The sequence below is a fragment of the Deltaproteobacteria bacterium genome (genome assembly GCA_016180845.1).
GTDB lineage: Bacteria > UBA10199 > UBA10199 > JACPAL01 > JACPAL01 > JACPAK01.
In genome coordinates this window covers 97,058-107,991 of the sequence record JACPAK010000002.1, presented here as the reverse complement: position 1 = coordinate 107,991, position 10,934 = coordinate 97,058, and the positions used below count along the sequence as shown (strand labels likewise).

The window sequence follows — 10,934 nt, the reverse complement described above, 5'->3', positions numbered from 1 at the left end:
TCATTTATTCAACCAAAGGAAGATCTCACGATTCCCCTTCGGACCGGGTAGTGATGAATCAACCCTCCCCCGCACGGTCATCCCCAAACCTTTTGCATGATCCATAACCCTTTGGACCGCCTTTTCACGCAACGCCTCATCACGAACCACCCCCTTCTTCACTTCTTTTGGACTCAGTTCAAATTGCGGTTTTACAAGCGCCAGAAGATGCCCCCCCTCCTTTAGGAGGGTGCAAACTTTCTCCAAAACCTTCGTCAGTGAAATAAAGGAAAGATCCAGCACCGCAAGATCGATCTTTTCATGAAGCGCCGTGAGATGCCTCAAGTTCGTCTTCTCCAAGACGACAACCCTTGGATCCTCTCGGAGCTTGGGATGCAACTGTCCATGACCGACATCGACGGCGTAAATCTTTTTCGTCCCGCGTTGCAGGAGACAATCAGTAAAGCCACCCGTCGAGGCCCCCGAGTCGAGACAGACAAATCCGTTGGGGTTTATCTGAAAATGGTCAAGGGCTGAATTGAGTTTTAATCCCCCCCGGCTCACGAACTGTTCTCCTTCCTCAAAAGTGAGGGGGACCGCTGGGTCCAGAAGTTGACCTGCCTTTTCAACCCTCCCAGAAGAGGTCCAGACGCGCCCGGCAAGGATCAGGGCGGCTGCCTGGTGACGTGATTCCGCCAATCCATGCTCCACAAGCAAGAGATCCGCCCGAACTTTTTTAATTCCTGACATTCTCGTTGACATTTTGGACGATATTGGGAATGTTTTTCGATCTCTTAAAGTCAAATGTCAACAATGGAAGGATTTGTGAAAAAATGAAGATGCAAGCAGCCCTCTGGTATGGGCCAGAAGACGTCAAAGTCGAAGAAGTCAATATCCCGGAAATTGGACCTGATGAAGTTTTGGTAAAAGTTGGTGTCGCCCTGACATGTGGGACGGACTTCAAGCTCTTCCGCACAGGCCATGCCGTTCTTGTCAAAAACCTCCCTTCTCCCTTCGGTCATGAGCTTGCCGGGACGGTTGCGGAGATCGGATCGAAGGTTAAAAATTTCCAGGTAGGGGATCGGGTTGTTGCTGCTAATTCGGCCCCCTGTGGCAACTGCTTCTTCTGTCACCGAGGGCAACTCAACCTGTGCGAAAATCTTGAGTTCCTGAACGGTGCCTATGCGGAATATATCCGGATCCCCGCACGCATTGTTGAGAAAAACCTCCACAAGATTCCTGAAGGGGTTCCGTTTCGTGAGGCGGCCCTGACAGAACCCCTCGCCTGCGCCCTTCAATGCATCGAGAGGATCTCTCCGAGGTCAGGAGAGACCCTTTGTATTATTGGTGCCGGTCCCTGTGGACTTTTGTTTGTCCAATTAGGAAAACTCTATGGGGCGAATGTTACCGTTCTCGGACGCGGAGAGGAAAAACTCGCCGTCGCAAGGCGTCTCGGTGCCGATCATATCTTCAGTGTCAACTATGAAGGGTTCCTCGAAAAGGTCAAAGGATCGACCCCTGAAAATCATGGGGCCGATATCGTCGTCGAAGCGGCTGGACGCCCCGAAACGTGGGAGTTGGCGACGCGTCTTGTCCGCAAAGGCGGCCGGGTCTGGTTTTATGGAGGATGTGCGAAGGGAACTCAGGTCACGCTCGATACCCATCGGCTTCATTACGATGAAATCTCTCTTGCCGGGATCTTTCATCACACACCGGCACATTTTGCGAGGTCCCTCTCTCTGATTGCAACCAAGAAAATTGATGTCTCGCCGTTAATCGCCGGTGAAAGAAGGCTGGCCGACCTGAATCAGGTCTTTCAAAAAGGTGTTTCCGAAAATCCTCTAAAGATTGCGATTATTCCTTAAAATTGCCTTGAAATAATATAGCGTGCAATCTCCCGGAGCGGCTCTGCCTGTCCATTAAAAATCTGAAGCGCGCTGATCGCCTTATCTGTCGATTCCTGCGCAAGCCGTTTGGATTTCTCAAGACCCAGCAGAGAGGGATATGTCGATTTCGCATGCGCTGCATCACTCTGCGCTGTCTTACCCAAAACCTTCGACTCTCCTTCGACGTCCAAAATGTCATCGGCAATCTGAAAGGCAAGCCCGATGGCGAACCCGTAGTTTCGAATCGCCATAAGCTGTTTCTCAGCAGCCTCCGCTAATATCGCCCCGGAAACAACCGCCGCACAAATCAGGCGACCTGTCTTCATCCGATGGAGTCTTTCGAGCTCCTCAGGCGAGATCCGTCTCCCTTCGGCATTCAGGTCGAGTGCCTGTCCACCTGCCATCCCCTCAACCCCTGCGGAAGAGGCAATCTCTCGGATCACATCGAGTATCCTTTGAGGCTTTTGGGTCTTCAACGACGAAATAAGATTAAAGGCCTCCGTCAGAAGAGAATCGCCCGCCAGAATTGCCATCGCCTCCCCATAGACCTTGTGATTGGTCAGTCGTCCCCGACGCAGGTCATCATTGTCCATCGCCGGGAGGTCATCATGGATCAGCGAATAGGTATGGATCATCTCCAGGGCAGCCCCGACCGGCAGGGTCAGCTCTTCAATTTCATTTCCTGCCCCACACGCCTCGGAAGCGGCCATCAAAAGAATCGGACGGATCCTCTTTCCACCCGCGAGAAGGCTATAGCGAATCGCCTCCTTGAGCCGGTCGGACGAACCTTCTTCCCGAACAACCGATTCCAGAAAACGGTCTGTTTTCTGCCTCTTCTCTTCCAGGTAAAGAGCGATCTTCATTCCCCTTCCTCTAATTCAATTTTTTGCCTCTTCCCATCCTTCATCAAGACCTCGATCTTTTTCTTCGCCTCATTCAGGCGCTCCTCACAGCCCTTCGACAGCTTCATCCCCTCTTCAAATTGCTTCAGTGATTCCTCCAGAGAGAGCTCGCCGGATTCAAGACGCTCGACAATTTTTTCAAGTTTTTCGAGAGAGATTTCAAATTTTTCAGCTTTTGGCATCGGAAGCGGTTCTATAGGAGATCTCTTTTTTTGACAAGGGTCTCCAAGCTGCCACGGGCCAGCTGGATTTTCACTCGATCATCAATATCAACATCCCGTGAGTCTCGAAGCGCCTTTCCTTTAGGACCGATCGCAATCGCATACCCCCTCTCGAGAACCGCAAGGGGACCCAATGATTTTAAATGCGCTTGAAGCCTTTGCACTGTCTCCCGATAAACCTCCATGCGACCCTCAAAGACAAGCCGAATCCTCTCCTGGTAGGAATCAACCCTCAGAAGCAGTTCTTCGAGCCTCCGTCTCGGATCCCGTAGAAACCCGATCCATTGTTTGAGCTTCAAGCGCTTCTCCTCCAGGACTGCTTGAATCCCCCTCTTCAGTCGGGTCTGGAGCTGAAGAATCGTTTGTTGAAGTTCCTCTTTGACAGGAACCGCCAACTCAGCCGCCGCGGAAGGAGTCGGCGCGCGAAGATCGGCAACAAAATCGGCGATCGTAAAATCGGTCTCATGACCGACGGCCGAAATGACCGGCAGGCGCGAATGATAGATCGCCCTCGCCACGATCTCTTCGTTGAAGGCCCAAAGATCCTCGAGCGATCCACCCCCTCGTCCGATAATAATCAGATCGAGCTCTTCCTGATTGAGCGCCTCTATCCCCGCAGCAATTTCGGCTGCCGCTTCACGTCCCTGCACAGCCACCGGTGCGATAAGAATTTCCAGCGTCGGATAACGACGCGTCAGGATCTGGAGCATATCGCGAATCGCAGCCCCTGTCGGTGAGGTCACGATCCCTATTTTTTGTGGAAGAAATGGAAGGGGCCTCTTGCGAGCGGGATCAAATAAACCCTCCGCTTCCAATTTCTTCTTGAGTTGCTCAAAGGCAAGCTGGAGAGCCCCCCACCCTTTCGGCTCCAGATGATCGACGATGATCTGATACTCACCACGAAGCTCGTACACCGAAAGGTGACCGTAGGCGAGGACTGACAAGCCATCCTGCAATGAAAAACGAAGGGCACCACTGTTCCCACGAAAGAGGACCGCTCGAATCTGGGATCTCTCATCCTTCAATGTAAAATAAGAATGCCCCGCCTGGGACTGCTTGAAATTGGAGACCTCGCCTTCGATCCAGACCTCAGGCCATTCGGATTCCAGTCGATCCTTGATCGCCTTTGTCAGTTCCGAAACGGTGTAGATTTTCACGCACGATGGACTAAACGAAGATGACTCTTAGGAAAAGAAGAATCGTATTCCAAAACATTCATGATCGTCGCATCATCCGAGGTTGGCTTGGTAATCTTCTCGTAATCGAGGTCCGCCAATTCTCGTGTCATCTTGATTCCATAAGAGCCGAGAATCGTCGAAACCTCTTTCCAGTTCTGTTCGATCGCCTCACGGACCGATGCAAACCCAAGCGCCGCCGCATGCGCGCGATTCCAGAAGGAGAATGGATTCATCTCAAAAAATGTCTGATCGTCTTCTTTCGGTTCGATCAGGATGATATCCCCCTTGAAATTTGGATCAGCTTTCATGTGATCGATAAAATACCGGATACGCGTATGAAAGACGGTTCTGAAGACCTGATTGAAGATCATCATCACACCATAGGAAGAAATTCTTCGATTCTTCGTCACATATTTGTCCTCTTCACGCAGATACTCCAGGACAACGTTATTCGAATAAGGACCAAAAGGATTGTAGCAAATCACCAGTTCGGCCCCCTTTCGGACCGCCACATCCATGTTCGTTGTGCGACGAACCCCTCCATCAATATAATCAACCCCCTTGACCCGTGCCGGTTTGTAAAAGAAAGGGAGCGCCGTCGAGGCCTGCACCGCCTCGGAAATTGTGACATCATGTTTTTCGTCCGGCCCAAAGATCACCCGTTCCCCACTGTCGAGATCCATCGCCGTGATATAAAGCGAATTCCCTCTTTTCTTCTTCAGCGCAAGAAAGCTGTTTGGAAGCCGATTTCTCTTCATATTGGTCCGGAGATACTTTTCCATCTTGTGATTATCAAAAATCCCTGACGGAAAGGCCTCCGAAAAAGAGGGAAGCGTCCGTTCCGAATAGACGATCTTCGCCAGGGGTCGAAGCGCCCCTTCAAAATTAGAATAATTCGGTTCATGAATAAACTTCGTAACCCCCTCGCGTAGATGACCCCACATCTTTGGAAGGGAAACGAGCGAGTCATAGAAGATCCCGGGAATATAGGTCGCACGCCGGTAGAGAAACGAAAGAGGCCTCTCAATAAACTCCCAAAGATTCGGCCAGTAGAGATGAAACGGTGAAATTTGCGAAAATGTTTCGGAAGACCCATCAAGACTTTTCAAAAGTTCCTCAGGGCTAATCCCCCCTGCCAGTGGGGTTGCCAGCATCGAACCGGCGGAAACACCGACATAAATATCAAAGTCCGTGACTTTTTTATTGATCAAGAAATCGTTAAAGGCCTTGAGTCCCCCTACCTTGAATGTGGCGCCTGTAACCGCCCCTCCCGCGAGGACAAGGGCTGTCTTTGAATGGAGTTTTTTACGGCTAAGATCGCTCTTCTGGACTATGGTTATGCCCATTAGATGAGAAAATCTTATCACAACGCACCGCGTTGCCAAGTGTTATTTCACTGACCTCAATCGCGCTAACGCCTCCTCCGCCAGTTTCTTCCAATGAGTCGTCGCGGTCTTGTCCAAATCGAGATAGAGTTGCAAAAGCCGCCTCGCCTCTTTTGGATTCTTCCCTTCATACGCCTCGATAAGCCCCAAAAAGAGCCATCCCTTCGTCAGACTCGAATCGATCGCGAGAATCCTTTTAAACTCCTCACGGGCCCTTTGGTAATCTCTCATCTTAAAATAGGTCTGTCCTTGAAGCATCCGGACCACGATGTTGTCCGGATAGGAAGAGAGCATCTTTTTGGTTACAACAAGCGCCTTGGGATAATCTTTTTCCACATAATCAATAAAACCGAGCGAAATTTCCGCCAAGGGACCAACGACCTGCCCCAATTCTCCTGCCATTCGAATCTGTCTCTTCCCCAAATTTCTTCGGTCCGCCACGAAGGGCAATAACTTCAATCGTCGGGTAAAGTGGCTCATCCAATAATGATAAAAACCGATCCCGAGGAGGGCATCGGTCAAGGTGGTATCCCGCTGATAGGCGATCTTCATCGCCCTAAGCGCCGTCTGTCCATCCCAAAGAGACGCCAACCATTTCCCATGATGGGCCTTGTAAAAACCGGAGACACCCAAAATCCCCCCCGCTACGAGGAGGTCCCATCCACTCGATTTTGGATCCTTATAGACATCAAGCGCTTTCTTCCGACCCCCTTCAGCAAGCACCAGATATTCAGAATCAAAGCGATAATCATAGTTCTCGAGATTCCGAATCTGGGTGTAGGCCATGATCCCAAAATAGCCGAGGAGTCGTGTCTCTTCTTTCTCGAGCAGTTTGTAGATAAATTTTCGGGCCTCAGGATAGTTTCTCTTCAGGAGAATCTCGGTTCCGTTGCGTGTCAGCTCTATCTGTTCCTTGACCGGGGTATTGGCAGCAACACTCGTGGAGAAAAAAATGAAAAAAGCTATGACACATCTTGTCAAAGTCATTTTAAAAGGATATAATCTCTTTTAAGTTGCATCAACTAACTCCTGAAGGGGGCATCGGGGTTGGAAAAAAATAACCTGCGTATCCTTTTGATCGATCCAGAACCATCGGATCAAAACACGATTAAAAAAACACTCGATCAGTGCGGGCTTCCTATCGATCTCGAAATTTCTAACTCAACCGATCTGGCCCTCGAGTCTCTGCAAAAACCCGAAGTCGATCTGGTCTTTTCGGATCATCTCCCCCCGCAGGTCAGCGCGATCCGGCTCTTGCAAACATTACGTGAGCGGGAGATCTGTCTTCCTGTCGTCCTCTTGACACGTGAAAGTCATCTCCCTGTTATCAGGGAAACCTTCAAGCTTGGGGCGAGTGATTATCTCTTAAAAGAAGAACTTCAAACAATCTCGCTTGCAGATGTCATTAGCTCGACGCTTGAGAGAAACAGGAACCGTAACGAATCCCATCGGACATGGCAGCAACTGAAAGAAAAGGCGAACCGTGACAGCTTGACCGGTCTTTATAACCGCCATTTTCTTGTTGAGGCGCTCGAAAGAGAATTCCTGAGGACACGGCGTTACGGTCGGCCACTTTCGCTGATGATCATCGATCTCGATGGTTTTAAGGCGATCAACGACAACTGCGGCCACCAAAAAGGAGACCAGATCCTCTCCAATATCGGCTACCTGCTCGGACAATCGGTGAGGCATATCGATATTGTTGCTCGATACGGGGGGGATGAATTCATTGTGCTGCTCCCGGAGACAGATCTCAATGCCGCAACGAAGATCTCTCATAGAATCCTCCAGGAGATTCGTCGTAATCCCTTTCTCGATGGGAAAAAGATCTTTCCACTTTCGGCAAGTATAGGAATCAGCAGCCTGCACCCCTCTCACAAGGGCCCCTCCGAACTCCTGAAAGAGGCTGACAAGGCGCTCTACCTCGCGAAAGGGCGCGGTCGAAATCGGGCTGTTGTCTTCCATAAGCCTGCTGGAGACCCAAAAAATGGGTCTCTCTCCACTCAGTTGATCCTCGGGAAGCCGATCCTTTAACCCTTTGAAAGATATCAAAAAAAATCGAATTTCCCATAAAAAGGGTTAATAAATACCCCTTTTTCTCTCTGTATTCAAAAACATATAGTTTATTATTTAAATATAACTATTTAATATTAATAAGTATTTATTAATTTATAAGTATTATTATCAATATGGCACATTCATTGCACTGCATCATCGTTGGGTGGGGTTGTCCAATCTGGCTTTCCCCAAATGAAAGAGGGGAAAATGAAGAGCCGACCGTTCAGCATGTTCCTGCTGATAATGATGATTATCTCTCTGACAGCCTGCATGAAGGGGAGCGAAAATCCAACAGACGGTTATTCTGCAAATACCGAAGCGGCGACAACCTCAGAGGTCGACTTCACAAATCTCTCTGTCGAAGAGATCACACCGGTCTCCTTTTCGAGCGGACGCGCCTCAATCCAGATAGCCGATCGGACCACCTCCTACCTCCTGATCCTGAATGCAGCGAATACCCTTCCGGGAAACTATGGGCTCCAATTGGCCGATGAATCGGCTCCCCTGCTCCAGCTCCCCCATCTCGAGGTCGAGAAGGGGCTCGAAGATCCTGATAGCGCCCTTTTTCACCAATTTCTGAATGAAAGTGGTGCGGAGATGGCCCAATCACCGGAATTTCAGCAATTGGGATCGCGTTCCAGCTTTTCTGCGCTGACAAAAACGATGGCGGTGGGTGACAAACAAACGTTCAAGGTGCTGTCATCGATGACCTCGCTTTCCCGATATGAACAGGTAGAGGCAACACTTCGGGTCGTCACAGACGATCTCCTCTTCTTCGTTGAGGATGACTCTGCAGACCATATCAGCGACGAAGAGATCCAGGACCTGGCCAATAAATTCCAGAATACTATCCTCCCGACCGACAGATCCCTCTTCGGCAACGAATCGGATATCAACGGAGACAGCCATATCTCTATTGTCATGACTTGTGTCACAAATCGAATGGCCTCTTCGGGCATCGTCACAGGCTTTTTCTTCCCCGGTGATCTTTACGCCTCTTCCTCTGTCAATCCGGCATCAAACGAACAGGAGATCTTCTATACCCTGCTTCCCGATCCCAATGGACGATGCGGTATCCCGATCTCCTCGGATTTTGCCTTGACCAATATCCTTCCCGGTGTCCTGGCCCATGAATACCAACATATGATCAGCTTCAATCGCCACGTCTTCTTGGGAAATGGAAAAACGGAGGAGCCATGGTTGAACGAAGCGCTTTCCCATCTGGCAGAAGATCTGAATGGTTTCGGCCTCGAAAATTACTCCCGTGTCAAACTTTTCCTCAGTCGTCCCAACGCCACTCCACTCATCTCAGCTGCTTCACCAACTCTCGCTGAACGCGGGGCCGGTTATGCCTTCCTGCGTTACCTCTATGAACAAAGCGGTAACGGTCAGCAATTTCTCCAAAATCTTCTGGAAGGGAAAGCGACCGGTGTTTCAAACATCGTCTCTTCTTTCGCAAGTGGCGACTCAAGCTTTGACGAATTTCCAGAGTTTCTGAATAACTGGTCAATTGCACTGGCGCTCACAGACACAAACATGACCACCGATCCCAGATTTAACTATGAACCGCGTGGTACCGACGCCACCAGTGGTAATCCAACAGGCTTGTGTCTCCGTTGTACCGCCAATGATGGCCGCGGTACGATTCTCAATGGACCGTCTATTGTCGAAGTGGAGAGTTATCCGTTGACATCGAATCTGAACGCGACGGCAGCACAGTTTTTTCTGATTCAAGACGCCCCAACCGATCTGTGGATTCAGAGTACCGGCAGCCCCACCCTAACCGGCTCGATCCTTCGGTTGGAATAACCAAGTGCCCTAGCCCTGCCACTCCGCCAGAGGCGGACTCCGGCAGGATGCCCCAAGCAGCTTCCCCTCTCACGAAAGTGGGAGGGGGAGCACCCTTTTGATTTAAGGGGAGATACTCCCTCCGGCTGTCGCCTACGGGACTTCCTCATCCACCCGTAAACACGGGTACCCGGATTCGGTCGCTGCTCTCTCCCCAAGCCCCTCATCTGATAACCTGTGCACCATCGCTCACTCCGCTCAGTAAAACGGAGCAAATCCGATTTTGCTGATGCTCGTTCGCTATAAAATTTTGTTAGGTTTTTAAGGTCAAACAGCCTGATAGACTTGGCCCACCGGCGTAAACTGCTCTCTGTGGCTCTTTAAATCTTGTTTCAATTTCTGGAGATAATCGACTGTTCCTTCCGGGTAATACCTTTCATGACAATTTTCGCAAACCTCTGCTTCTAGATTCACCATGATATGGTCATTCCCAACGGTAATATCTTCTTGAACAACCCTCTTTGCCACTTTTCCTTTACAAAGAATGCAAATCATTTTTTTCTCCTTTTAAAATTAATCCATTTGTCCGGATCAGGCTCGTACACTGTTATAATAACCAAAGTCTCTTCACCAAGCAATGGGGCACAAACAATGTGTAAAGGACGTCTTTTTTTAGTATTGCCGTAAATAAGGCAACTTGGAACTGGCCTGTCTTTGGGATAACTTTCAATAATCTCTCCACTGGTAACCGCCTCCCTGATTTCAGCCTCGGTGACCTCCCCAAACTCTTCCTCAAGCATCTCTTTCAAGGCATGGCCACTAAACTTGAGGCGTTTGAGACATCGATGTATTTGGTCGGCGTCCATTGGATAATACTTACCAAAAACAAAATGGTGTTCAAGAAACTTCTCCCCTGAGTCAGAGAAGCTAGGTCATTATTATTGAGCCGCCGATTTCAGTCGGTGGCGATGGAGGTGGCGAAACAGTAGGTGACAGCACCCAATACGAGACAAGGTAGTGTCATTTGAGGGATGCCTTCTTTAATCATTAATCCGACTGAGAGGTACGCTGCATCAGCAGCCCTTAAGATTGCCTGTCCCAATTTAGCCGTCACTCTTCTTGCAAGATCAAGATTCCTTCCCTTGGTAGCCTCATAATCCGCAACTACTATGCCAACCTGGTCAAAAAGCATTTGCCGAAGATATTGCATCCCCTGATGCGCCAATGTAATTGCTTGAATGCCAGAAGCTCCCAAGCGGCTGGTAGCTCTAACTGGATTCATAAGGACCACTCCACCACTTCGGCTCAGAACCATTCCCTCTGCTCGGCAGGCAATGAAAAGATCTCTTTCGACTGTTTCCAAGTTTTGCCCCACGCGACGGAGATCACGCGCCAGCACGGGGTCCCAAACCCCCTCTTTTCTGAGATAAGCAACAGCCTGCTCAAATCCTGAGTGACTTCCAATCGATCGGGCTACATCTGAAGCGCTTGCCATAGGTGACTCCTCCCTTCAAAGGTTAACAAACGCTCCAGATTC

12 protein-coding genes are annotated in these 10,934 nt (G+C 49.8%); 3 read left to right on the top strand and 9 right to left on the bottom strand.

Features of this window, described 5'->3' with window-relative positions; translation table 11 throughout:
- On the bottom strand, positions 1–729 hold the full coding sequence (locus tag HYT76_04660) for a TlyA family RNA methyltransferase (protein ID MBI2082843.1): 729 nt from the start codon (positions 727–729) through the stop codon (positions 1–3).
- A gap of 89 nt (positions 730–818) precedes the next feature.
- Here HYT76_04660 and HYT76_04655 point away from each other — a divergent pair, with 89 nt between their 5' ends.
- On the top strand, positions 819–1,844 hold the full coding sequence (locus tag HYT76_04655) for an alcohol dehydrogenase catalytic domain-containing protein (protein MBI2082842.1): 1,026 nt from the start codon (positions 819–821) through the stop codon (positions 1,842–1,844).
- Here HYT76_04655 and HYT76_04650 read toward each other — a convergent pair.
- The 5 genes from HYT76_04650 to HYT76_04630 are packed head-to-tail and all read right to left on the bottom strand — an operon-like array spanning position 1,841 to position 6,538.
- The gene (locus HYT76_04650; protein ID MBI2082841.1) at positions 1,841–2,728 is read right to left on the bottom strand and encodes a polyprenyl synthetase family protein; all 888 of its coding nucleotides are present in this window, start codon (positions 2,726–2,728) and stop codon (positions 1,841–1,843) included. The two genes, HYT76_04655 and HYT76_04650, sit on opposite strands and share 4 nt — an antisense overlap.
- Positions 2,725–2,949 (bottom strand): exodeoxyribonuclease VII small subunit, encoded by a 225-nt coding sequence (xseB, locus tag HYT76_04645; GenBank protein MBI2082840.1) that lies wholly within the window; start codon positions 2,947–2,949, stop codon positions 2,725–2,727. Before xseB ends, HYT76_04650 begins: the two co-directional genes overlap by 4 nt.
- A gap of 11 nt (positions 2,950–2,960) precedes the next feature.
- On the bottom strand, positions 2,961–4,145 hold the full coding sequence (gene xseA / locus HYT76_04640) for an exodeoxyribonuclease VII large subunit (protein ID MBI2082839.1): 1,185 nt from the start codon (positions 4,143–4,145) through the stop codon (positions 2,961–2,963).
- Complete coding sequence (locus tag HYT76_04635) at positions 4,142–5,512, bottom strand: patatin-like phospholipase family protein (protein MBI2082838.1); 1,371 nt, start codon at positions 5,510–5,512, stop codon at positions 4,142–4,144. The genes xseA and HYT76_04635 overlap by 4 nt, the downstream gene beginning before the upstream one ends.
- A 42-nt stretch (positions 5,513–5,554) precedes the next feature.
- Positions 5,555–6,538 carry a hypothetical protein gene (locus tag HYT76_04630; protein ID MBI2082837.1) on the bottom strand — a complete coding sequence of 328 codons (984 nt, stop codon included), beginning with the start codon at positions 6,536–6,538 and terminating at the stop codon, positions 5,555–5,557.
- A 60-nt stretch (positions 6,539–6,598) separates the two neighbouring features.
- Between HYT76_04630 and HYT76_04625 the strand changes: the two genes are divergently transcribed.
- Complete coding sequence (locus HYT76_04625; protein ID MBI2082836.1) at positions 6,599–7,585, top strand: diguanylate cyclase response regulator; 987 nt, start codon at positions 6,599–6,601, stop codon at positions 7,583–7,585.
- A gap of 231 nt (positions 7,586–7,816) precedes the next feature.
- Positions 7,817–9,418, top strand: coding sequence for a hypothetical protein (locus HYT76_04620; protein ID MBI2082835.1), 1,602 nt, complete (start codon positions 7,817–7,819; stop codon positions 9,416–9,418).
- A gap of 306 nt (positions 9,419–9,724) precedes the next feature.
- Here the strand turns inward: HYT76_04620 and HYT76_04615 are convergent, their stop codons facing one another.
- The 3 genes from HYT76_04615 to HYT76_04605 form a co-directional block, all read right to left on the bottom strand.
- The gene (locus HYT76_04615) at positions 9,725–9,952 is read right to left on the bottom strand and encodes a YgiT-type zinc finger protein (protein MBI2082834.1); all 228 of its coding nucleotides are present in this window, start codon (positions 9,950–9,952) and stop codon (positions 9,725–9,727) included.
- Positions 9,949–10,206 carry a DUF4258 domain-containing protein gene (locus HYT76_04610; GenBank protein MBI2082833.1) on the bottom strand — a complete coding sequence of 86 codons (258 nt, stop codon included), beginning with the start codon at positions 10,204–10,206 and terminating at the stop codon, positions 9,949–9,951. Before HYT76_04610 ends, HYT76_04615 begins: the two co-directional genes overlap by 4 nt.
- A gap of 146 nt (positions 10,207–10,352) precedes the next feature.
- Positions 10,353–10,892, bottom strand: coding sequence for a hypothetical protein (locus tag HYT76_04605; protein ID MBI2082832.1), 540 nt, complete (start codon positions 10,890–10,892; stop codon positions 10,353–10,355).
- Between the last annotated feature and the right edge of the window lie 42 nt (positions 10,893–10,934).